This window comes from Mesorhizobium sp. M0195 (assembly GCF_040322115.1).
Taxonomy (GTDB): domain Bacteria; phylum Pseudomonadota; class Alphaproteobacteria; order Rhizobiales; family Rhizobiaceae; genus Mesorhizobium.
On the sequence record NZ_JAMYSV010000029.1, the window covers coordinates 1 to 23,657 of the forward strand.

Here is a 23,657-nt window from a genome sequence, read left to right on the forward strand (position 1 = left end):
AACGACTATAACGGCTGCGTGGCGGCACTCTCATCCTCTCGCACCACTCTTTGCCACGTGGTCGTCCGTGCCGGACAAATATAGCACAAGGGAAATGTGGCGGCACGACCGACGCCCTCGGTCCGCTCCAGAATGGCGCCGTGCTCGACGCCGTCAAGGCGTGGCCTGGAAACCTCGCAGCCGGCCGTGGCGCCATCGCACCAGCCAGCCTTGACTGCGTCTCGACACGCTCGCACGGGAAATCCTGTGGGCCGGGACGAAGAAACAGGCTCACCTGAGCCGAACAAAGAAACGCAACAGGAATCGAAAAAGTCGAAATCAGGGTTGTCGATGTCATCCGTCGAGTAGATGATCCGGCGCACGCTTTCTGGGAAGGCGAAGAACGGCACGACGTGCTGCCAGTTGCGCCGCCAGCTCTGAGTGATCGCGGGATATCGCTGGCCCCAGTAGCCGGCCTCGAATTCCTCCAGGGCCTTCATGCCGGCTTCGGCGTCCTTGGCCCGGTAGATCGCACGCAGCGCCGGCACGACGGGCTTGCGGTCCTTCCACGACACGAACTCCAGGGAATGGCGGATCAGGTGCACGATGCAGGTTTGAACCACGGTTTGGGGGAAGACGGCGTTGATCGCCTCGGGAAAGCCCTTTAGGCCATCGACGACGGCGATCAAGACGTCGGCGACGCCACGACTCTTCAACTCGTTCATGACGCGCAGCCAGAACTTGGCGCCCTCGGTCTGCTCGATCCAGATGCCGAGGATCTCCTTCGTGCCATCCGGCAGGATGCCGAGCGCGATGTAGACGGCCTTGTTCCTGACGAAGCCCTCGTCCCTGATCTTGACCCGGATGGCATCGAAGAAGACGAGCGGATAGACCACATCCAGCGGGCGATTCTGCCACTCTGCCACTTCCTCCAGGACAGCGTCGGTGACGGCCGAGATCAGGTCCGGCGACACGTCTATGCCGTAGAGCTCCTCCAGGTGGCCGCGGATCTCGCGCACCGTCATGCCGCGCGCATACATGGAGATGATCTTCTCGTCGAAGTCTGGGAAGCGGCGCTGATATTTGGCGATCAGCTTCGGATCGAAGGTTCCGGCACGGTCGCGCGGGATCGTCAGCGTCATCTTCGATGTGCCCGTCAGCACCGATTTCCGCGAATGGCCATTGCGGCGATTGGCGTTGCCGTCGGCCTGCTCCTCATCGAGGTGCTCGTCCAGTTCGGCGTTCAGAATCCGCTCCGAAAGCGCCTTCTTCAGATCGTCGAGCAGCCCGTCTCTGGCGAAAACCTCATTCGGATCGCGACCCGCAAGCAGTTGGTCCAGAAGTTCCTTCTCAATAGCCATGTGATGATTCTCTCCTTTCCATCATCATGGCCTCGCGCACAGAATTCCTGACAGTCCCCCGGTATCGCCTTCGCCGATCACAGCCGTCTTCATACGGTCGTAAAGCACTTCGCGAGGAGCGCCGCCCAGCGCCTCGAAAGCCCCAGCATGGCAGCGCAAGACAGTCGGCAGATCCTGGTGGACGACGAAGCGTGCCCAGATAAGGCGACTGAAGCCAAGCACCATGGAGAATAGCCAGACGATTCTCGGCGTGGTCGGCTCATCGGCAAAGACGACATTGAACTGAGCGAAGTCGACCTGCGCTTGCTCGCCGGGCGGGGTCTCGAAGCGAACCTCGTATCCACGCTCCGCCGCGGCAGGACGGACGTCGCGCAGGAAGTCGGTAACGGCCGTGTAGCCGCCGCCATAGCCGAGGTCCTTCAGTTCGCGGAAAAGCCGGCTGCCGGTGAGCCCGGGATATCGCGTGACCCGTTCGCGAAGATAGGCTGTGAAGGGATCGATCACCGCCTGACGCGGCTTGCGCGGTCCGTAGGCCGGAGCCTCGAGCCCGCGCGCAATGTATTTGCGCACCGTCTTGCGGTCGATCCCGCTCTCCCTGGCGATCGCCGACACCGACAGGCCCTGCCGATGCAAATCCAGTATCATCATCATCTCCCCGATCTTGATCACCGAAATCCCTCTCCCGACCATCAGGAGAAGCATCAACGATCACGCGCCGCCGGTCTCCCGGAGCGCGCTCCGGAAGACCGGCGACAGCGCTAAACTGGGGAAGATTCAAACGGCACTTCTGGGAGTATTGAGCCGGCATCGACAGGAGATTTTGACCCCAAGTATGAAGCACGGCGACCATGCCGATCTCGGCGCCCAGATGCCTGGGATCAGCCGCCGCCACCCTCAAGGCTTCAGATGCGGCCTTGAACAGGATCGCATAGACCGCCGCCTTGTTCTGGAAGGCGATCTCAGCGATCTGGGCGGGAACGGTGAAGACCACGTGGAAGTATGGGACCGGCAGCAACTCAGCCTGCCGCTCGGCCAGCCACTGGGCGCGGGCTAGGCCTTGGCATTTAGGGCAGTGGCGGTTGCGGCAGCTAATGGGCATCGCCCATTACCTGTCTTATGGGCAGATCCAGTAATGGGGAGTCGGCGTGGCGTCGCTGACATTTTCTGTGAATCTCGGCGCTTCTTGTCTCCATAACTGGGTGTGCTCGCGGCCCCATCGACTTGGCCACTGATGGCCGGTCACAAACGGGGACGAACATGTTGGAGACCTACTTCTCGGCATCGAAGATTCTGGGGCATCTGCGGAGCGGGCCAAGCGGGCCATACCTCGACGGCTTCGCAGCATCACTCGAACGGCAAGGCTACAGCCCAGACACGGCCGTGCGCTATTTGCGGGCGGCAGCCCATGCCGGCCACATCATGATCGAGCGCGGCGTGAGCCTGGGAGACATCGATCTGGCGGCCTTCAGCGAGCACCTGCGCAGCTGCAGGTGTCCGCGCGTCAGAGGCGGCCGGCGGAACCACCACACCATCTACGGTGCCCGGCTCTTTCGACGGCACCTTATCGAGGTCGGCGTCTGCCGATCCGCGGCCGTGGTAACGGCGCCCGCCGAGCCCAAGTTGGTCACCGACTTCAAGGCCTGGCTGCGCAAGCATCGCGGGGCATCCGATGCCACCATCAGGCTCTACGCTCGCGACGCTGCCGGCATAGTGATAGCGCTCGGATCCGCCCCGACTGGCTGGAGTCCGGCCGATGTTCGCGGCTACTTCATGGAACACGCGAGCAAGTGCGGCAGCGGCACGATCGAGAAGATGACGACGAGCCTACGGGCATTCCTGCGATACCTTGCAGTCGAAGGCTGCTGTCAGGCGGGTCTCGACAACGCCGTTCCAGCTTACGCCCATTGGCAGCTTGCCGACATGCCGCGATATTTGTCGGCCGAGCAGGTCAATCAGTTGATCGCCGCCTGTGATGGTGACACCAGTGCGCGTCGACGTGATCTCGCGATCTTGCTGTTGTTGGCCCGCCTCGGACTGCGGGCCGGCGACGTGGCGCAACTCCGTCTCACCGACATCGAGTGGCAGGCGGGCTCGCTCCGGGTCACAGGCAAGGCGCGCTACGAGGTCCGCCTGCCGCTCCCGCAAGACGTCGGGGATGCGATCGCCGCCTATCTCGAATGCCGTCCGTCCGCCTGTCGTAGCGATCGCGTGTTCCTGCGCACGATCGCGCCTTGCCGACCGTTCCGGAACGGCGATGGAATCTCGTCGGTGATGAAGCGCGTCATGAAGCGCGCCGGCATCGTGACGTCGGTAAAGGGGGCGCACGTCCTGCGGCACACCGCGGCGACCGAGATGCTGCGCTGCGGCGTTCCGCTCGAGAAGATCGGTCTGGTCCTCCGCCACCGAGGCATCGACACGACGGCCTACTACGCCAAGGCCGATGTCGCGCTCTTGAAGCAGGTCGCTCAGCCCTGGCCGGAGGCGCTGTGATGCTGGACGCGATCGAGACCTATCTCGCCCTGCGCCGCGCCACGGGCTTCGCGATGTCGAATGCGGAGTACCTGCTGAAGAGCTTTGCCGCCTTCGCGGCCGAGCGCGCGCAAACGCACGTTGAGACGCAAGCGGCGATCGAATGGGCCGCGCTCGGGCCATCCGTGGCGCAACGCGATGCACGACTCAGAGCCATCTGCCGCTTCGTGCGCCACACCCAAGTCGAGGACGCCGGGCATGAGCTGCCGCCCGCCAATCACTTCGGTGCTCGCAAGAGGCGCCGCACACCGCACATCTACTCGGCAGACGAGATCAATCGCCTGATCGAGGCTGCGCTGCGGCTTCGGCCCAAGGGCAGCTTGCGCCCGCTCACCTTTGCAGCCTTGATCGCGCTGCTCTCGGCCACCGGGTTGCGGATCTCAGAAGCTCTGAGGCTCACGGTTGCCGACGTGACCGGCGACGGCCTGCTGATCCGCGAGACCAAGTTCCGCAAGACGCGCCTGGTGCCACTGCACGACACGGCAGCAGCAGGCCTGGAACGCTATCTGGCGCATCGACGGCCGCGCTCGCACGATGATCCGGTGTTCATCGACAAGCGTGGTCGGGCACTCCGCTACATCGCGGTTAAAGAGCTCTTCGACAGGCTGGTGGGCATAGCTGGCATCCGATCGAGGACGACGCGCCGTCCTCGGCTGCACGATCTGCGGCATACGTTCGCCGTGCGTGCGCTGCAGGGCAGCCCGGCCGGCCGAAGCCGATGCGGGGCGCATATGGCGGCGCTGGCCACCTACATGGGCCACGTCAACATCTATGCGACCTACTGGTATCTCGAAGCTACCGCTGAGCTCATGCGCGACGTCGCTGCGGCCGGCGAAGAGTTCCTGTCGGAGGGACGGCAGTCATGACGCCGATCGCTCCTCTCATTGAAGCGTTCCTGCGCGAGACGCTCTCCCGCCAGCGAGGCGTCAGTCGGCACACGCAGGACTCCTACGCCCTGAGCTTCCAGTTGCTGTTCGTGTTCGCCGCCGAAAAGCTCAAGGTCAAACCCTCCCTGCTAACGTTGGAGCAGATCGACGCTGGCTTGGTGAGCGCCTTCCTCGAGCATCTCGAGGACAACCGAAAGAACGCGGCTGTGACGCGCAACGTGCGACTGGCGGCGATCAAGTCGTTCTTCCGCTTCCTCGAGTACCGGCAACCGGCAGCACTGGATCAGATCCGCCGCGTCCTGGCGATCCCGTTCAAGAAGACGGATGCGCGCTTGGTTCCCTATCTACTGCGGGAGGAGTTACAAGCCGTGCTCGACGCGCCCGATCCCACGACGTGGGAGGGCATCCGCGACCGCGCCATGCTGCACCTGGCTGTCTGTGCGGGGCTGCGCGTATCCGAGCTGACCGGCCTGAAGATCGAGGACATCGACTTGCCGTCGATGAGCATCCGCGTTCTCGGCAAGGGGCGGAGGGAACGAACACTGCCGTTATGGAAGAGCACAGCCACAGCACTGCGCGCATGGCTTGCCATTCGCGGCCAGCCCGCCGTGCCCGAGGTGTTCGTCAACGCCCGGGGAGAGCCGCTGAGCCGATGGGGCTTCGCTTATCTGCTTAAGCAGCACGCCGCGACCGCGGCTCGCAAGCAGCCCGGTCTCGCCAAGAAGCGCGTTTCGCCTCACGTCCTCAGGCACACCTGCGCAATGATCGTTCTGCAGGCGACGCATGACATCCGGAAAGTGTCGCTATGGCTGGGCCATGCCACGCTGACGACGCCCGAGGTCTACACGCGTGGCGACCCGACTGAAAAGCTCGATGCGATGGAGGCGATCATTCCGCCGCATCTGCGACGGGGAGCCTTCCAGCCGTCCGACAGGCTGATAGCACTCCTCAAGCGCACCTCGTAATGGTGAGCCGGGCTGGCGGCGACTGTCGCAAGAGCGTGATCAAGTCGTCGCCGACTCCCCATTACTCGATCTGCCCATAAGGCAGGAGTTATAGGCTTGCCGCACGAGGCCGCAGTCGGGCAGTGTTCGGCGTGACCGCCCAGGGCCGCGGTCCGGCACGCCTCCACCGCGGCCATGACCCGGCGCTCAACACGCCCGAGATGGCCGGCATGGTCGCGGCGATAATCAACCCCGTGACGGTGGAATACATCCGCCACTTCCAGATCCGGGCGCATGGCGCGCGGCTCAGCCGGACGGCGTGATCTCCATGTGGAGTTGGTCAAAAGGACTGGCGGTCCGGCCGATCACAGCCGTTGAGACCTGGGCGTATAGTGTCGTCGTCGCCAGGCTGCGATGGCCCAGCAGCACCTGAATGATCCTTATGTCCGTGCCGGCTTCCAAATGGCGAAGCTGTGGCGAAGGGTGTGCACCGTCACCCGCTTCTCAACGCCCAGGAACTCGCAGGCTGCTCGACAGGCGATCCCCAAGGTCTGTGGGTGGATCGGGCCGCGGCCAACGCGCCGGGGAAACAGCCATCGCCCCGGCTTGGTCAACCGCCAATAGACTCGCAAAATCTCCAGCAGCTGCGGCGACAGCATCACATAGCGGTCCTTGCCGCCCTTGCCCTGCTCGATGCGAATGACCATCCGGCTGCTATCGATGTCCGTCACCTGCAAACGCGCCGCCTCCGTGGCGCGTAAGCCCACCGCATAGGTGGTCATCAGAGCGACCCGGTTCCTCGTCCCCTTCACGGCCTGCAGAAAACCGACCACCTCATCGGCGCTCAGCACGACCGGCAACTTGCGCGGCGTCCGGGCGTAAGCGATCCGCTCAGGCAGGTCAGATCGACCCAGCGTCACGCCGTAGAAGAAACGCAAGGCGCAAACGGTCTGGTTCAACGCGCCCCACCAGACCCTTCGGCGCACCAAGTGGGCCTGATAGGCGCGCACCTCTTCGTATCCCAGTTGATCGGGTGATCGTCCAAAAAATCGACTGAACTTCGCCACGTGATGCACGTAGGATCGCTGGGTCTCCGGTGACAAATTGCGGATCGTCAGATCTTCAATCATCCGCTGACGCAGCTTATCTGGGCCATCTGGGGTTCTCCTGTCTGGAAGGTTGGCTCGACACCAAATCTTCTCAGACAGGGGCCTCCTCAGGCCAGACCCGCGCATCAGCTACCGCGGCAGCGGTTTAGTTCAATCTGATTTGCTCAGCCTTGGGAATCCCAAGAGTCCACACAACCTAGCCGTTACCGGGTTTAGAATACGTGCAACTATCGGGAGCCCAGTGGATGCGGCACTGCGACTCCACCTCACACTTGCGTTACACGGCCGCATAAAAACCTACTCCCGGCGTACCCGCGGTCTCCAGAGGATCGATATGGACATCTCACAGCCGCGAAAACGTGGTGGTGGACCCCGGCCAACGTCACGCTGCTGAAGTTCTCAAGCAGGCAGTGCCAGCGACTGATCGGCAGCGGAGACATCCGATAGCAGGGGCAACGCCCCGGACGATGTTCGCAGGTGGGGCACTGATCCCGGCGCAAAAGCGAAGTGATCGATGCTGCCACCCGACAGATAAGCTTTGCTGTCAATCTGATCCAGGGCGTCGAGATAAGACGCACCGCCGCCCTAAATCGTATACTACCGGACGAACCGCGATGGTTATCAGGTTGATGCGCTTGAGACCGCAAAGTGCCAGCGCAAAACTCGATGCGGGCGCATACTGCCGTTATTCTTCGATAGGCAGAGCCAATGACGCCTTGATCCGATCCATTACGACCATCGTCTTGACAGCTTTGATATCAGACTCATGAAAAAATCGGCGGGTAAATGCCTCATACTCGGCCATGTCCTGGACAGAGATCAAGAGAACGAAATCGGCTTCACCCGTTACATAGTACGCACTCATGATCTCAGGCGTACGCCGGACCGCCTGCTTGAACCGATCGATGATATCTACCCGCTCGCGCTCGAGACTGATAGACGCCAGCATGAGCATGGGACGACCCACCGCTTGTGGCGAGACTATGGCAACGTCAGCCTCGATCACACCCTCATCACGCAGTCGCTTCAGTCGCCGCTGACAAGCGGTCGCAGAAAGGCCCGCAAGTTCGCCCAATTCAGCCGTCGTCAGGCGATTGTCGCGCTGCACTGCGTTGAGAAGCTTGCGATCAACTCGATCGAGGTCCATTTCACGATCACTGCAAAAAAGGAGAGAATTGCGCAGAAAAACTGCTTGGCTCACACGATATTAGCCTGAGTTCCACAAGGATCAAGCCATAAAATGATCCGATCAGCGAAAGGCATTTGCCTCCCGGTGGTGAACCTCTTGTCCTTATAAGTTCGGCCGAATGGTATGATCGCCCGCAAGGTAGCTCGATGGCTTCTCAATCAAGGCATTTTCGTTGCTCACAACTACAGAAATGGGCGCCCTGAGTAGGCTTTGCGCTCTTTACCCACGAACCACGGATCTGATGACGAGCATGACAAGCCATTTTCTTCCTTTGGACGTCCTCCGGCAGGAATTTCCAGCCACCAAAAACGCCATTTACATGGATGTTGCAAATCAGGGGCTCATATCCACAACCACCCGCAGGTCTATGGATCAGCATCTTGATAATCGGCTGAATGGCCTGAATGACGAAGAAGGAATGATGCAGCTTGTCGAGCGAACACGTTCGAGATTCGCTGAATTCGTGGGGGCCGAAAAAGACGAAATCGCCGTTACGAAGAATGCATCAGAAGGCATTAATATAATCGGAAACGCGATTGTTTGGAAGCCGGGAGACAATGTTGTCCTGTGCCGCCAGTTGGAGCACGCAAACAATATCCTCCCTTGGCTGCAACTCAGGGACAAGCACGGAATTGAGCTGCGGGTGGTAGAAACTGAAAACGGTGCAATCCCGTGCGATGCTATTATCGATCAGACCGATTCTCGTACCCGTATCGTCACGGTTTCGACCGTTACAATGGTCCCGGGCTTCAAGACAGTGATGGAGCCGATAGCCGCGGCTTGCAAGCGCCTGGGTACCTTTCTTTTGGCCGATGCCTCCCAATCAGTTGGTATACTACACACCGATGTCACTCAGCTTGGCGTCGACGGTTTGGTGGCATCATCTTACAAGGGGTTAATGGGCCTCTATGGGTTGGGGTTTCTGTATTGCCGCCGGGAATGGGCCGATCGCCTAAGCCCTGCCTACCTCGCCCGCTTCAGTGTCGATTTGGGCGACGCGCCAGAGTCGGCTCCAATATTCGATTCGGTAACATTGCGCGCCGGCGCGCCCCGTTTTGAAATTGGCCATTACAATTTTCCCGGTGTGATAGCGGTCTACGCGTCCATCGGACAGCTGATGGAAATCGGCACGCCGGCCATTGAACAAAGTGTTACGTCGGTTGCAAGCCGACTGGCATCGGGCCTCCTAGATCTCGGACTGCCCGTCTGCGGCGGAGCACCAGGCGATCATACCGGAAGTATCGTTGCTCTTGGGGATCCAGCACCTGGTTCGCGCGAAGCCGATAGCCGCATTCAGTCGCTTCACGAGCATTTGTTGAAAAACCAGGTGATCGTCTCGGCTCGCCGGGGAATGCTGCGCTTCTCGCTACATTTATACAACACAGCAGACGAGGCTGACCGAGTTGTCGGCCTGGCAAAGAACTGGCTGGCATAGCCGCACGCTTGCATTCTCAAGGAGGGATAGGAGTATTCATGTCGTCCATCAACACACAAACGGTAGAGCTTCTCAAACAACTCATAAAAATTGAGAGCATCAACCCTTCAGCGTCGGCAAAGGGGAGCGGTGAACAGAAGGTCGCTGAGTTCCTCGAGGCCTTTTGCCGAGAGCGAAATCTGCCCTTTGAGTATCAGGAAGTAACCGACGGCCGTGCCAACTTCTTCACCTGGGTTCCTGGGCAGGAGCCCGATAGGCGTGTCCTGTTCATATCGCATATGGACACGGTGCCGGTTGACAATTGGGAGGCAGACCCCTTTTCGCCAGACGAGAGGGACGGTCGGATTTATGGGCGAGGAAGTTGTGACGATAAGGGCCCGCTCGCGGCGATGCTCATGGCTCTTAGCACCCTAGGGGAACGTAAGCCACGATGTACGATTGTCTTGGGTGCAAGCGTCGATGAAGAGTACCGGAAGAAAGGAGCGCGAAGAATCGCTCAATCAGGTGTGTCCTACGAGGCCGCAGTGGTTGGGGAGCCGACTGACCTGGAGCTTGTCGTTGCACATAAGGGCTCGGTCCGCTGGCAAGTTGAAGTGGAGGGTGTACCCGCTCACAGTTCCAAGCCCCATCTTGGGGTGAACGCGATCACAGGAATGGCCAAGGTTATCTTGGCACTCGACAAGATTAATGAAACTCTGTCCAAACGCGTGCACCCGCTGGTTGGCCCCCCGACTCTCACGATTACACTCATCGAAGGGGGTACGGAATTGGCGACGGTTCCGCCCTCCTGCCGCGTGTGGATTGACCGGCGGCTCATACCGGGAGAGCAACCGTCGGACGCGCTACAGGAGGTAGAAAACATCCTGGAAGGCCTGCGCCAAGGTCCCGATAAGATCAAGGTGCGCTCACTGCTACCCGCTCTCGAAGATCCAGCTCCCCCGAGTGCGGAAGCCACAAAAATCGCCGCAGTGGCGGCAAAGGCGTGTGCAGAAGTTGCGGGAACGGGCCAGCACCGCGGAGTTCCATATGGGACGGATGCGAGTCAGCTCTCGTTGGGAGGTATTCCCTGCGTTGTTCTTGGACCTGGGAGTATTGATCAGGCTCATACTGCCAACGAGTACGTGGAGATTGATCAGTTGGCCAAAGCGGTCGACATCTACCAAAAGATCATGCTAACCTACTAGCGACCACTGGCATAATCACGCAAGAATAGGTCCCGCGATGACTTCGGCTTCGCGGGACTACGTCCCTTACGATCAAGCTTTCAAGCCCTCAAGCCACTTATATATGATCTCGACGATTCTGTATGATCATGACTGAGCTCCGACGCGGCAAGAGTCTGGCGCATTGGAACGGATCTGTCGGCTGCGGGGTGCTTCGCAGGCAACATCTGCGGCCTCATGGTCGGATTCAGGCGAAGACGACCGGCTACCTTATTTTCCCGATAGTGATCGTGACCGATGCTTGAGGCAGATAAACTCTTCTCCGCGGAGGCCGACGATCATTTTAATGATGAATGCGGCATATTCGGAATCTTTGGCCCTTGGGATGCGGCCACTGTCGTCATCCTCGGCCTGCATGCCCTGCAGCACCGGGGCCAGGAGGCGGCGGGCATTGTCTCCTATGACGGCACGCAGTTCCACGTCGAACGTCATGTCGGCCTGATCGGCGACACCTTTACCAAGAAGCCGATCCTCGACCGGCTGAAGGGCACGCGCGCCATCGGCCACACCCGCTACGCCACCGCGGGCGGACCCGGGCTGAGCAACGTACAACCCTTCTTCGCCGAGTTGGCCGACGGCGGCTTTGCCATCGCCCACAACGGCAACATCACCAACGCAATGACGCTGCAGCGTACGCTGCAGAAGCAGGGTTCGATCTTCTCGTCGACCTCGGACACCGAAACGATCCTGCATCTCATCGCAACCAGCAGCGGGAAGGACGTCAATTCGCGCTTCATAGATGCGGTTCGCCAACTGGAGGGCGCGTTCTCACTGGTAGCGCTGTCGTCCACAAAAATGATTGGCTGCCGCGACGCGCTCGGGATCCGGCCGCTGGTACTGGGCGAACTTAACGGCGCCTGGATGCTGGCCTCAGAGACCTGCGCGCTCGACATCATCGGTGCGCGCTTTGTTCGAGACCTGAAGCCTGGCGAGATGGTCATCGTCACCGCTGAGGGAGTGGAGAGCCTGTTCCCGTTCGAAACGAAGAAACCGCGGTTCTGCATTTTCGAGTATGTCTATTTCTCTCGTCCGGATTCGTCCGTCGAGGGCCGCAACGTCTATGAAGTGCGAAAGAACATTGGCGCCGAGCTCGCCTTCGAGAAACCGGTCGATGCCGACATCGTAGTGCCTGTGCCCGACGGCGGCACGCCGGCCGCGATCGGCTTCGCCCAAGCTGCCGGCCTGCCCTTTGAGCTCGGCATCGTCCGCAACCACTATGTTGGCCGCACCTTCATCCAGCCGACCGATTCCATCCGCCACATGGGCGTCAAGCTGAAGCACAATGCCAACCGCCGGATCATCGAGGATAAGCGCATCGTGCTGGTCGACGATTCCGTAGTGCGAGGCACAACCAGCCAGAAGATCGTGCAGTTGCTGCGCGATGCCGGCGCGAAGGAAGTGCATATGCGCGTCGCCTCGCCGCCGACCCGCTCCTCATGCTTCTACGGCGTCGACACGCCCGAGACGGCGAAACTTTTGGCCTCGCATATGTCGATCGAGGAAATGGCCAAATTTATCCGTGTCGATTCGCTCGACTTCCTGTCGATCGACGGGCTTTATCGAGCTCTCGGCGAAACGGCCCGCGAGAACAAAAAGCCTCAATTTTGCGACGCCTGCTTCACTGCCGAATATCCGACCCGCTTGCTCGACCAAAGAACGCTGACAACGTCCGGGCTCTGTCGGCTTTCGCCGCAGGCGGACAGTGAATCTGCCTAGCCAGTTGGAGCGGCTTCGTGGTCGGTGTGAACCCCGATGCACTGCCTGCTCCGAAGGTGAAGGGCGGTCAGCCAAAGGGCAAACCTAGCCTGGTAACGTTGAACTCGGCCGGAACCCGTCTGCGGGCTTACTGCGTAAGAGCCCTTCGATCCTTCTTAAGCCCGAAGACCGCACCACCTCTGAGCGATCCCTGGTCCGTGTATGTTCGAACACGGCTCGCCGACTGGTGCAGCCTCGGTGTCCGAGCAGTCGAGCAGCAGCGCCGCTACGCAGATCAGTCGATCAATCTTCGGCCCGCTGTTGTGAAGCCGGTCGCGATCGCGTGGGGCGGGTCAAAAGGTGCGGATCGGCCGCCTGTGCGATGAGCTCCTCCGAAAGGTCCGGCTGCTCGGCCAGGACTTCGCGGATCGTTTTACCGGAGGACAAGACTAGCTTTGCAAGCTCCGCCGCCCGATCATACCCAATCGCGGGCGTCAGTGCTGTTGCCACGGCGGTGCTGGCTTCGAGATGTCTGCGGCAAGTCTCGGCATTGGCGGTAATGCCCACGACGCACCTCGTGCGCAGAACATCGACGGCATTGGTCAGAAGCTCAAGCGAGTGCAGTATGTTGTAGGCGATCACCGGCTCCATGACGTTCAGCTGCAGCTGTCCCGCTTCGGAGGCGAGTGTGATCGTGAGATCGTAACCGATGATCTGGAAGGCGACCTGATTGACCACCTCCGGCACTACAGGATTGACCTTTCCGGGCATGATCGAGGAGCCGGGCTGAAGCGCTGGCAAATTGATTTCGTTCAGCCCCCCACGCGGGCCGCTGGAAAGCAGCCGCAGATCGCTGCATATCTTCGAGAGTTTCGTGGCCGTCCGCTTCAGCATTCCCGAGAAGAGCACGAAGGCGCCGGTATCCCAGCAGGCTTCGATCAGATTTCCGGCCGGGACGACGGGCAGGCCGGAAATCGCGCGCAACTCCGCGACAGCTGCCGCCTGATAGTCGGGATTCGTATTGATGCCGGTGCCAATCGCGGTGCCACCGAGGTTGATTTCATGGAAGAAGGCGGAAATCTCACCGAGACGGGCTACATCTTCGCGTAGTGTCGTCGCGAAAGCCTGAAACTCTTGGCCCAGCGTCATCGGAACAGCGTCCTGCAACTGCGTTCGGCCAAGCTTGATCACGTCCGAAAAGTTCTCCGCCTTGGCCTCCAACTCGCCCGCGAGCCGCTCCAAAGCTCGCTGCAGCGCCCCCCGCGAAAGTAGGATCGCAAGACGGATGGCTGTCGGATAAACATCGTTTGTCGATTGAGCGAAGTTGACGTCGTTGTTGGGATGCAGTTGGTCGTATTGTCCGCGTGGCAGTCCCATGATCTCCAGGCCGCGGTTGGCGACGACCTCGTTGATGTTCATGTTGGTCGAGGTACCGGCGCCGCCCTGAAACACATCGAGCGGGAACTCGGCAAGATGTCTGCCCGCCGCGATTTCTGCACAGACTTGGCAGATGACATCGGCCTTTTGCTTGTCCAGATCGCCAAGCGCCGCGTTGGCGCGTGCCGCTGCCATTTTCACGTAGGCAAGCGATTTGATGAAGTTGGGAAAATGGCTGATCCGGATACCCGAAATCGGGAAGTTAGCGATGCCCCGGGCCGTCTGCGGGCCATAATAGGCATCGACCGGGATGCTCACAGGGCCAAGCGGATCTTTCTCAATGCGTTCTATTTGTGGAGCCTTCTTCACACGATTACCTCAGTCATGCGCTGGCGCAGTTGGCTCGGAGGCGCATGTTAATTGGAAGCCTCCAACTCGGAGCTCATCGAAGCCTCGTCATAGGGGCCGCCTCCGCGGCCGAGCAGTCCAATAGGCCACAAGGAAAGTGGGCCTCCGGGCTTCGAAGGAGTTGCGGAGCGGATCCGTCCGGGGGACAGAAGAGAACCAGCTCGCTCCGCCTCTATTGTGGCGCACGACCTATTGCTTAGCCCGATCCCCGTTTGGATCGAAAAACGCCCGGAGCGACGCGTCGCATTCGTAGAGTTTGCCGGCGATCTCGATTTCCCATCGACTGTTTTCGATCAAGTCCTTCGTGACACCAGCGGGGTGGTTTACATATCCCATTCCGATTGACGTTCCGATCGTAAAGCTCTTCACGCCGGACGAAATATATCCGACGATCCTCCCGTCGCAGCGGATAAGCTCTTCATGAAAGAGGACTGGCTTCGGATCGCGAAGCTTGAATGATACTAGTCGTTTTTTAAGCGGCCCGGCATTTTTCTGAGACGTTAGCGCCTCTTTTCCTATAAATCCGCCTTCTTTATTCCAGTCCACCGTAAATCCCAACCCCGCTTCAAGCAACGTATCAACTGGCGTTAGATCGAGCTGGTATTCTCGGTAGGCGCGCTCGGACCGCAGATGTTCAAGCGCGTGGTACCCTGCAGCCTTGAGGCCATACGCCTGGCCGGCCTCCCAGACAACATCAAACACGTGCTGTGCCATCTCGGTTGGAATATGAAGCTCCCAACCAAGTTCTCCGACATAAGTTAGCCTGTTGGCTATTACGCGAGCATAACCGATATCGATTTCCTGACTGGTGGCGAACGGGAACGCCGGATTCGCCAGATCTGTGTCGGTTACCTGCGATAGGATCTCGCGCGATCGCGGGCCTTGCAATGAGAGGACCGCGTACCCAGACGTGAGATCAGTGACCGTGACATTCCATTCGTCAGTAATGTGTTTTGTGATCCAGGCCTTATCCCGGGGATGGACGGTCGCTGACGAGATGATTAGGAACTCTGTCTGCGACAAGCGGTTTACAGTGATATCTGTCTCTATCCCGCCCTTTCCATTGAGCATGTGGGTGTATACCAGCTTTCCCACAGGTACATCCACGTTGCCGGCGCAAAGCCACTGAAGGAAACGGCAGGCATCGCGACCCTGAACCAAGTGCTTGCCGAAAGAGCTTTGGTCCAACAAGATGGCATTGTTACGGGCAGCCTTGCACTCCTGACTGGTATATTTGAACCAACTCGGCTCGTCGTAGGAATAGACGTTTTTAGTCGATTCCCCCTCCCCCGCGAACCACATGGGACGCTCCCATCCCATTCCTTCGCCAAAGCTAGCTCCAAGCCTCGCCCACCGATCGTGAAGAGCGCTTTTGCGGACACCTCGGGACGTCTCAGACTGGTAAGCCGGCCAGTGCATCTTATAGTGAAGACCCAACACTTCGGCTGTGCGATCGTGCAAATATCGTTTATTGATCTGGAAGGGATGGAACCGGGCGACATCCACGAAGCTGATATCCATCTGAGGCTCACCGGCAATGATCCACTCTGCCAGAGCTCGTCCTGCTCCCGCGCCGTATTCAATGCCCTCTGAATTATAACCCGTCGAAACGAAAAGATTTTTCAATCCAGGAACTTCACCAATCATGAACAGAAGGTCCGGGGTGAAACTTTCAGGACCATTGAAAAACTTGGCAATGCCGCAGTTCGCAAGGTCAGGAACAATCTCTATCGCTTTGGTCATCGGTAGCTCAAAGTGATCCCAGTCTTCAGGAAGCTCGATATACGCAGTTTCCTTCGGAAGCTTTCCCATCGGCAAAGGTTTTCCCCAAGGCTCGAAGGCACCAACCAGGAGCTTTCCTGTATCTTCTTTCAGATACACATGCCCGTCGGTGTCGCGTAGGACTGGCAAGGTGGGCGTCACAAAATCCATCGCTTCGGTCACTACATAAAAGTGCTCTGCCGCGTATATCGGAATTCGCGCACCTAATTTCGACGCAAGTTCTCGGGTCCAAAGCCCACACGCAAGTACGAGAATTTCAGCTTCAACAACTCCCTCATTGGTCCGAACTTGGTAGTGCCCGTCTGCTGTGCGCCAGAGGTCTGTGACTTCTGCGTTTTCGAAAATTTTTACGCCGTTCTTTTTGGCGCCAAGGGCTAACGCCATGCATGTGTCGACAGGATTGGTTTGGCCGTCACCAGGGATAAAGACTGCGCCTTCGATGATTGAGGCGTTGAGAGCCGGATAGAGCTTTTTCGCCTCGCTCGGCGAGATCATGTTGGCCTCAAGGCCAAAACTTTTGGCAATCGAGGCGTTGCGTGCAGTTTCGTATAGGCGGTCCTTGGTTCTGGCGACCCCAAGCGTGCCATTTCGCTTGAAGCCGGTAGCTTGGCCAGTCTCGGCCTCGAGCGCGGAGTAAAGTTCAGCATTATATTTTGCGATCTCCGTCAGTGCGTGGGTCCCACGCGTCTGCATGATCAAACCCGCAGCGTGCCAAGTTGTGCCGGACGTAAGACTGTTGCGCTCCAAGAGTGCGACGTCCTTCTTACCGTTCCTTGCAAGGTGAAAGGCAACACTTGCTCCCGCGATCCCTCCACCAACTATGAGGATCTCGTGGCGGCGCGTCGGTGTTTCACGAGGACGGAAAGGCGGATTCGTAATCATGTGTGTCCTTGTTTGGTTTCACTCGGAACTGGCAGCGGCAAGGTGTTTCGACGAGTTCGGGCCATCTCGAGCTTATGCGGGCCGCTTCCGCGCATTACCGGCCCTATGATCAATGAGTCAGTCACTTTCCAGCAGACTAAGCGGCAAGGCTCGCGTACATCGCGCTAATTGGGCCGCAAAAGCGGTGTTGTTCTGCGTATTCTTGAGCTCGGCGCTGAATTATTGCGCGGGCGAACGGGCGGCTCTGACGAAGTTAGGGTTGGTCCGATTGCGAACACTTGCAAACCGTGTCCGAGCGCGCACATGTAAACTGCGCCATCTCTCAGATAGCGGCCCTTGACACACGGCTGAGAATGGGACGGGTCGCGCGCCTGCACGAGCTCAGGCGACAGCCGCGGCCTTCGCGACTGCGCCCTCGATAGCACTGTGATTAGCGAGCGGATTGCAGCTGCATCATGTAGGTTGCCGACACAAACTGCTCGAGGAAACCACCGACAGCTGAAAAGATGATGAACCTGGGCACGCTCGGAGAGAAGATCCCAACGTCGACATCCTTCGCGACATGGTCGCCTTTCGCCGCCGAGGGGCCGAGGAAGCTGAAGGCGGGCGCCGCCCCGACCGTCCGCCCCCGGCGAAAAGAACCCGTGGCGCTCTGCCCCGAGCGCGACTGTGAGACGCGCGTCTGCACCCTCGAGCTTGCGCATCCCAAGCTGCGGGGGCTCCTACTTCACTGTTAAAGCCGCTGACCGCCGTCGTGCGGGAGTTGGCGGGAACGACCAGCAGCGGCCGCTGCTGACCAGATCCCGGCGAAGTCCCCATCTCGTCGCCATCACGGCAGCGCCGCGCGAAGCTCCATAGTACCAATCCAAGCGATCGGCTCAAGGGCTCAACGACTAGATCGAACGGAAGACAATGGTCGTCGGCTTCTTCTCCAACGACGATGCCATAGTCCGTCTCGCCGGTGCGCTGCTCCTGCTCAAACAGGGCGATGAAGAAGTTTGCTAAGGCCAGGATGAGCCATGATTGGCCTGCCGGCACTGGCGCTGATAAGCGGGCCGCATGCCAGATCCGCGCGACGACCAAGTCCTCCTGGGTGAAGCTCAGAGATGAAGGCCCCGCGCAAATGGAGTGGAGACCTTGGCCGCCGTGCGGAGGAAGATGCAGCGCCTGACTTCGAGTGGAGGCTTAGTGAGGTACACACGCAGCCGCGTTGCACACAACTGTCCCCTGCGACAAACGCATGCCTTTGTTCGGCCCAGCTCTGCGCAGACAAATCATTCTGGGTCTTGGAACCTGCCGCCCTAGAGCACTTACTGGTGAGCGCGGCTGGCACGGAGTAGCTGGTCACTGACCAACGAAGACGCTGTGCTATTCCGGGATTCCGGGCCCCCGGCTGTGGGGGCTATCTACTCTAAACTAAGCGCTCTTCCGAGTAAGATGAAAAGTTAGCGGATTGGGAAGCGAAGCACTTCGCCCCCCTTCCCAATCCGGCTGAGTGGAGAATCCTAAAAGCTTCCAGCTAGTCTACGACTATCAACTCTCGTGCGACGTCGGCTAGCCGCTCGCCACCCTTTTCGGTAACAACAAACGACTCCGAGATTGCGGCTCCGAAGGCAGGAGGCCTCACTCCTGATTGGAAATGGAAGCACATGCCAGCCTGGAGCACAGTCTTTTCGCCGGCGCGAATGCTCACAGTACGTTCGCCCCAGTCCGGCGGAAAATTCATGCCGATTGAGTAGCCGGAACGGCCCTTTTTCACGTATCCGTGGCGGTTCAGGACGCTCAGCCAAACGGTATTCAGTTCATCGACGACTACACCCGGCTTGGCCATTTCCAGGACAGCGTCGCCACCTTCGATGATGGCATTGGCGAGGTGCTGGGCCTCCTTGGGTGGCTTTCCCATGTAGACCGTACGCGTCAGAGGCGCATGATAATGGCGCCTGGCCGCTCCAATTTCCAAGAGAACCAATCCTGACTTGGGCAGGGGCTTGTCCGACCATGTAAGGTGTGGAGCGTTCGTCTTTTCGTCCACCTGTATCAACGGGCAGAGACTTGTATAATCACCATATTTCCCATCAACGCCTCTTGTCTGATCGGCATAAATCTGAGCGACGATTTCGTATTCAGGAACTCCTGGCTTCAGATTATCTATCGCCCGGCGCATGGTGTGGCTGACAATCCGACCCGCTTCCCTCATATAGACGAGTTCAGCGTCAGATTTGACGAGTCTCGCCCAATTGACGAGTCCTCTGCTGTCGGAGAACTTGGCGTTTGGAAGACCCGCGACGAGGTGCTGATGCGCTCGAGCGGTGTAGAAATGCGCATCAAGCTCAACCCCAATGCGATCAGATCCCCATCCGCGTGATTTAATGATTTCGCTGACTTCGTCATAGGGATGCAGTTCCACGTGATGGAGCCGGTCATCGGAGAAGTTGATGATATCCTCAGCAGCCAGGTTCGTCGTGGCACGAGCGCCGTTAACGTCAACCAGCCGTCCGATCCATACCGGCGAGTCCGATTTCAGGTGCAATAGCACCACCTGAGGCGTATAGAAGGACCAGGCGTCGTACCCGGTCAGCCAACACATGTTCGCGGGATCTTGGCAGATTAGCAGGTCCAGTCCTGCTTCCTCCATCCGTGTCTTGACGTCTTGGACACGGCGGCGGTACTCCGCCGGCTGAAAGGGTTTCTCAAAGTCCATCTCGTAGTCGTCCTCTGCACCTAGGTTGGCTCACCGGACCAAGCATTCTTTTCCATGCCCAATCCGTACTGGTTCCCAACCTAGCATGCTTCAGAGGCCTGCTTCACGCGGACCTCGTCGTCCGGCCGCAGAAAACCTGCGTTATTTGGGCTTTGTGCGCAGCTTCGCTTCCCACGTGAGAGACTCAGCTCATGTCTGGTGTGGACCGCCTCTTCTTATTCGCGCCAAAGGGGCTCGGACAGCGGTGGACGTAAGGTGACCGGTAGCTTGGTTGTCAATCCATGGAAGAGCGGCGCGCGCGGCGGCGACGCAAATGTCCAGTCTGACTATTGAAGGACGCGGTGAAGCCGCCTAGGCAAAACGGCCATGCGCCGACGGCCCCTGTAGAGTTTTGGCGGCGGACACGATCCCGGATTTAGCAGCTCAACACCGAGCTAACGCCACCCCATAGCTCGGTTGGGATGCCAAGTAGCTGCATGGCGTGCTGAGCCCCCCACCGCGAAGGCTGTTTTGGAGTCTCTCTTGAGACTGTTTATCGCTAAATACGCCCGGCAACTTGGCTCGTCGCAAGACGCGGGAGCCGCGACATCAATTTGACTGAACCGCCGCCGAGAGTTGCGCTAATCTCAATAGCGCCGATGCGGTTCCTTTACCTGGTCCTCAAATTGACCGGTATGTTGCTCTATGCTGCCTTCGTCCGATCCGCCATCACGCCGGCCACGATCTCGCCGAACGAAGCCGGCGTCGGCACGATGATGACGCCGGCTTCCTTCAGGATCTCGACCTTTTCCTGCGCCGACTCGCCGAAGGCCGAGATGATGGCGCCGGCGTGGCCCATGCGGCGGCCTTTCGGCGCGGAAAGCCCTGCGATGTAGGCAATCAACGGCTTCGTCATGTTGTGCTTGGCCCATTCGGCAGACTCGGCCTCCTGCGGCCCGCCGATCTCGCCGATCATCACCACGGCGTCGGTCTCGTCGTCCTGCTCGAACAGTTCCAGGACGTCCTTGAAGGACGAGCCGTTGATCGGATCACCGCCGATGCCGACGCTGGTCGACACACCGATGCCCAGCGCCTGCATCTGCGAGGCCGCCTCATAACCCAGCGTGCCGGAGCGGCCGACGATGCCGACGCGGCCGGGAAGATAGATGCTGCCGGGCATGATGCCCATCAGCGCCTGTCCGGGCGTGATGACGCCGGCGCAGTTCGGCCCGATCAGCCGCATGCGGTCCTCGAAGCGGTAGCGGCGCATGTAGCGCTTGACCTGCATCATATCCTGCGAGGGGATGCCGTCAGTGATGCAGATGCAGAGCTTTATGCCGGCATCCGCTGCTTCCATGATCGAATCGGCGGCGAAGGGCGGCGGCACGAAGACGATGCTCGCATCGGCTCCGGTTTCGCGCACCGCGCCCTTGACGGTGTTGAACACCGGCAGGCCGAGATGTGTCTGGCCGCCCTTGCCGGGTGTGACGCCGCCGACCACATTAGTGCCGTAACGCTTCATGTCTTCGGCGTGAAAACTGCCGATCTTGCCGGTAAATCCCTGCACGATTGTGCGGGTGCCACGGTTAAGCAGAATTGCCATTCTTTCGCCCCTCAGCCTGCTTTTTTCATCGTGGCGGATCGCCAAGCGGCGACGGCTTTGTCAGCGGCTTCGGCCAGTGTTTCGGCGACGATCACCGCCTCGCCGGAATCGGCCAGGATGCGGCGCCCTTCCTCGACCTTGGTGCCGGCCAACCGCACCACCAACGGGACGTTGACGCCGACTTCGCGGATCGCCTTGACAACACCCTCGGCGACCCAATCGCAGCGATTGATGCCGGCGAAGATGTTGACGAGGATGGTCTTGACATTCTTGTCACCAAGGACGGCGCGGAACGATTTCGCCACCCGCTCCGGTGAGGCGCCGCCGCCGATGTCGAGAAAGTTCGCCGGCTCGCCGCCGGCGATCTTGATCATGTCCATCGTCGCCATGGCGAGGCCGGCGCCGTTGATGATGCAGCCGATGTCACCGTCGAGGCCGACATAGGAGAGGCCACGGTCGCTGGCAAAGGTTTCGCGCGGATCCTCCTGCGACTTGTCGCGCAATTCGGATATTTGGGGACGACGAAACAGCGCGTTCTCATCGAACGACATCTTGGCATCCAGTGCCATCAGATTGCCGTCACGCGTGACGACCAGCGGGTTGATCTCCAGCATCGAAGCGTCGTAGTCGCGAAACACGCGGTAGCAACCAAGTAGCGTTTCGGTTGCCTTGCCAATCAGGTTGTTTTCGAGACCAAGCCCGAAGGCGATCTCGCGCGCCTGATAGTGCTGCATCCCCGCGCCAGGGTCGACAGTCGCGCGAATGATTGAATCCGGCTGCTTTTCGGCGATCTCTTCGATCTCCATGCCGCCGGCCGCAGACGCGACGATCATCACCCGCTCGGCTTTACGGTCGAGAACAAAGGCGAGATAGATTTCCTGGCCAATGTCGACGGTCTCTTCGACATAGAGCCGCGACACCAGCTTGCCGCGCGGCCCCGTCTGTTGCGTCACCAGCTTCCTTCCGAGCATCGCCTCGGCCGCATCGGACACTTCCTGATCGGACGAGCAGATGCGGATACCGCCGGCCTTGCCGCGCGCACCGGAATGGATCTGCGCCTTGACCACCCATTTGCTGCCGCCGATCTCGCTGGCACGGTATGTCGCCTGCTCCGGACTGTAGGCCAGACCGCCGCGCGGCACATGCACGCCGTGACGGGCGAGCAGTTCCTTGGCCTGGTATTCGTGGATGTCCATCATGTCCTCCCGGTATCTCTACTGCGCCGGCATATTACGCCTGGCCGGCGCGCTCGATCGCCTCGTTAACCGCCAGCACGTTGCGCGCCATGCGTTCCGACGCCGCGTCGATCATCTTGCCGTCGAGCGCCGCGGCGCCCTTTCCCTGAGCCTCGGCTTCCTTGAGCACCTCAAGGATGCGCCTGGCCCGCGCGACCTCCTTTTCAGGTGGCGAGAAGACGTCGTTGGCGAGTGCGATCTGCGAAGGGTGGATCGCCCATTTGCCTTCGATGCCGAGGGCCGCGGCGCGCTTGGCACCGGCGATATAACCCTCCGGATCGGAGAAATCGCCGAACGGCCCGTCGATGGCGCGCAGGCCGTAGGCGCGGCAGGCGACGGTCATCCGCGATAGCGCAAAATGCCACTGGTCGCCGGGATAGTCGGGGTTGAGGCCGCCAATGTTGACGGTGCGTGCCTTGCAGCTCGCGGCATAGTCGGCGACGCCGAAATGCATCGCTTCCAACCGGCCGGGCGTCGCGGCGATCGCCTCGACATTGGCCATGCCGAGCGCGGTCTCGATCAGCGCTTCGAGGCCGACGCGGGTCTTGAAACCCTTGGCCATCTCGATCTGGTTGACCATGGCCTCGACCATATAGAGGTCGGCCGGCATGCCGACCTTCGGCACCAGTATGGTGTCCAGCCGGTCGCCGGCCTGTTCCATGACGTCGACCACGTCGCGGTACATGTAATGGGTATCCAGCCCGTTGATGCGCACCGATACGGTCTTGCCCTTGGCGCGCCAGTCGATGTCGTTGAGCGCCTGGATGATGTTCTTGCGAGCGCGCTCCTTGTCTGGCGGGGCGACCGCGTCCTCGACGTCGAGGAAGACGAAGTCGGCGGCGCTGTTGGCCGCCTTGTCGATCATCTCCGGGCTGGAGCCGGGAACGGCCAACTCGCTGCGCTGCAGCCGTAGTTTCTTCAGGTGGTTGATCGTGTGGCTCATCGTGGGCTCCCAGCATCGGGCTGTTGCTTTTGCAATTCCTTTTGTGTTCTTCACAAGCTAGCACGCCTTGGCCGCCGGGGTTGTGCTGCCCGGCCCGTGATGCCGCACAAGATCTGCATTTTTGCCGCCGCTCGCGCAGCAAATCCTCTTCCCCCGTTTCTTTCGTCGCCTAGGAAGCGGTTGCCACCCATTGGGAGCGCAGTAGAAATATCTTAGCTAAGAAGATTTTGTGATTTAGTGTGGCTTTTGGGATTTGCTCGAATCTGTTTTCGTAAACCGCAGTGACGAGCTAAGCATAAGATCTCCCCCACCAGGTAACCGATCTTGCAATCACACTTACGCATCTTTCGAGGCCCACTACAATCATGAGGTATACTGCGAAGCCGAAGTGACAGC

General features: G+C 59.8%; 12 protein-coding genes and 7 pseudogenes. 7 read left to right on the top strand and 12 right to left on the bottom strand.

Annotated elements, in window-relative coordinates; all coding sequences use genetic code 11:
* Nucleotides 1-326: 326 nt before the first annotated feature.
* From NKJ12_RS29065 to NKJ12_RS29075, 3 pseudogenes are all read right to left on the bottom strand, one after another.
* A pseudogene (locus NKJ12_RS29065) lies at nucleotides 327-1,340 on the bottom strand (IS256 family transposase); the annotation flags it as partial.
* A gap of 69 nt (nucleotides 1,341-1,409) precedes the next feature.
* A pseudogene (gene istA, locus NKJ12_RS29070) lies at nucleotides 1,410-2,009 on the bottom strand (IS21 family transposase); the annotation flags it as partial.
* A gap of 133 nt (nucleotides 2,010-2,142) precedes the next feature.
* Nucleotides 2,143-2,430, bottom strand: a pseudogene (locus tag NKJ12_RS29075) (IS91 family transposase); the annotation flags it as partial.
* A gap of 167 nt (nucleotides 2,431-2,597) precedes the next feature.
* Between NKJ12_RS29075 and NKJ12_RS29080 the strand changes: the two are divergent.
* The 3 genes from NKJ12_RS29080 to NKJ12_RS29090 are packed head-to-tail and all read left to right on the top strand — an operon-like array spanning nucleotide 2,598 to nucleotide 5,721.
* Nucleotides 2,598-3,830 carry a tyrosine-type recombinase/integrase gene (locus NKJ12_RS29080; protein ID WP_352706841.1) on the top strand — a complete coding sequence of 411 codons (1,233 nt, stop codon included), beginning with the start codon at nucleotides 2,598-2,600 and terminating at the stop codon, nucleotides 3,828-3,830.
* On the top strand, nucleotides 3,830-4,735 hold the full coding sequence (locus NKJ12_RS29085; protein WP_352706844.1) for a tyrosine-type recombinase/integrase: 906 nt from the start codon (nucleotides 3,830-3,832) through the stop codon (nucleotides 4,733-4,735). Before NKJ12_RS29080 ends, NKJ12_RS29085 begins: the two co-directional genes overlap by 1 nt.
* Nucleotides 4,732-5,721, top strand: coding sequence for a tyrosine-type recombinase/integrase (locus NKJ12_RS29090; protein WP_352706846.1), 990 nt, complete (start codon nucleotides 4,732-4,734; stop codon nucleotides 5,719-5,721). Before NKJ12_RS29085 ends, NKJ12_RS29090 begins: the two co-directional genes overlap by 4 nt.
* Nucleotides 5,722-5,802: 81 nt before the next feature.
* On the opposite strand, the pseudogene NKJ12_RS29095 reads toward NKJ12_RS29090, so the two are convergent.
* The 3 genes and pseudogenes from NKJ12_RS29095 to NKJ12_RS29105 all read right to left on the bottom strand — a co-directional run.
* Nucleotides 5,803-5,996, bottom strand: a pseudogene (locus NKJ12_RS29095) (transposase zinc-binding domain-containing protein); the annotation flags it as partial.
* A 10-nt stretch (nucleotides 5,997-6,006) separates the two neighbouring features.
* Nucleotides 6,007-6,830: pseudogene (locus NKJ12_RS29100) on the bottom strand (site-specific integrase).
* A gap of 664 nt (nucleotides 6,831-7,494) precedes the next feature.
* Nucleotides 7,495-7,956: an Lrp/AsnC family transcriptional regulator gene (locus NKJ12_RS29105; protein WP_126057703.1), complete on the bottom strand. Its 462-nt coding sequence runs from the start codon at nucleotides 7,954-7,956 to the stop codon at nucleotides 7,495-7,497.
* A gap of 292 nt (nucleotides 7,957-8,248) precedes the next feature.
* Here NKJ12_RS29105 and NKJ12_RS29110 point away from each other — a divergent pair, with 292 nt between their 5' ends.
* From NKJ12_RS29110 to purF, 3 genes and pseudogenes are all read left to right on the top strand, one after another.
* A complete protein-coding gene (locus NKJ12_RS29110) occupies nucleotides 8,249-9,433 on the top strand; it encodes an aminotransferase class V-fold PLP-dependent enzyme (protein WP_352706849.1) in 1,185 nt (394 codons plus the stop codon).
* Between the two features lie 38 nt (nucleotides 9,434-9,471).
* The gene (locus tag NKJ12_RS29115; protein ID WP_352706851.1) at nucleotides 9,472-10,617 is read left to right on the top strand and encodes a M20 family metallopeptidase; all 1,146 of its coding nucleotides are present in this window, start codon (nucleotides 9,472-9,474) and stop codon (nucleotides 10,615-10,617) included.
* 276 nt (nucleotides 10,618-10,893) lie between these two features.
* Nucleotides 10,894-12,362, top strand: a pseudogene (purF, locus tag NKJ12_RS29120) (amidophosphoribosyltransferase).
* A gap of 292 nt (nucleotides 12,363-12,654) precedes the next feature.
* On the opposite strand, the gene NKJ12_RS29125 reads toward purF, so the two are convergent.
* Both NKJ12_RS29125 and NKJ12_RS29130 read right to left on the bottom strand, forming a co-directional pair.
* Nucleotides 12,655-14,097, bottom strand: coding sequence for an aspartate ammonia-lyase (locus tag NKJ12_RS29125; protein WP_352706853.1), 1,443 nt, complete (start codon nucleotides 14,095-14,097; stop codon nucleotides 12,655-12,657).
* Between the two features lie 228 nt (nucleotides 14,098-14,325).
* A complete protein-coding gene (locus NKJ12_RS29130; protein WP_352706855.1) occupies nucleotides 14,326-16,800 on the bottom strand; it encodes a GcvT family protein in 2,475 nt (824 codons plus the stop codon).
* Nucleotides 16,801-17,632: 832 nt separating this feature from the next.
* On the opposite strand from NKJ12_RS29130, the pseudogene NKJ12_RS29135 reads away from it, so the two are divergent.
* Nucleotides 17,633-17,793, top strand: a pseudogene (locus tag NKJ12_RS29135) (IS256 family transposase); the annotation flags it as partial.
* A 526-nt stretch (nucleotides 17,794-18,319) separates the two neighbouring features.
* Here the strand turns inward: NKJ12_RS29135 and NKJ12_RS29140 are convergent.
* The 4 genes from NKJ12_RS29140 to NKJ12_RS29155 form a co-directional block, all read right to left on the bottom strand.
* Nucleotides 18,320-19,501 carry a M24 family metallopeptidase gene (locus NKJ12_RS29140; protein WP_352706857.1) on the bottom strand — a complete coding sequence of 394 codons (1,182 nt, stop codon included), beginning with the start codon at nucleotides 19,499-19,501 and terminating at the stop codon, nucleotides 18,320-18,322.
* A gap of 682 nt (nucleotides 19,502-20,183) precedes the next feature.
* Nucleotides 20,184-21,083: a succinate--CoA ligase subunit alpha gene (gene sucD / locus NKJ12_RS29145; RefSeq protein ID WP_352706860.1), complete on the bottom strand. Its 900-nt coding sequence runs from the start codon at nucleotides 21,081-21,083 to the stop codon at nucleotides 20,184-20,186.
* 11 nt (nucleotides 21,084-21,094) lie between these two features.
* Nucleotides 21,095-22,279 (bottom strand): malate--CoA ligase subunit beta, encoded by a 1,185-nt coding sequence (locus tag NKJ12_RS29150; RefSeq protein WP_352706862.1) that lies wholly within the window; start codon nucleotides 22,277-22,279, stop codon nucleotides 21,095-21,097.
* Between the two features lie 34 nt (nucleotides 22,280-22,313).
* On the bottom strand, nucleotides 22,314-23,261 hold the full coding sequence (locus NKJ12_RS29155) for an HpcH/HpaI aldolase/citrate lyase family protein (RefSeq protein WP_352706864.1): 948 nt from the start codon (nucleotides 23,259-23,261) through the stop codon (nucleotides 22,314-22,316).
* Nucleotides 23,262-23,657: the final 396 nt, after the last annotated feature.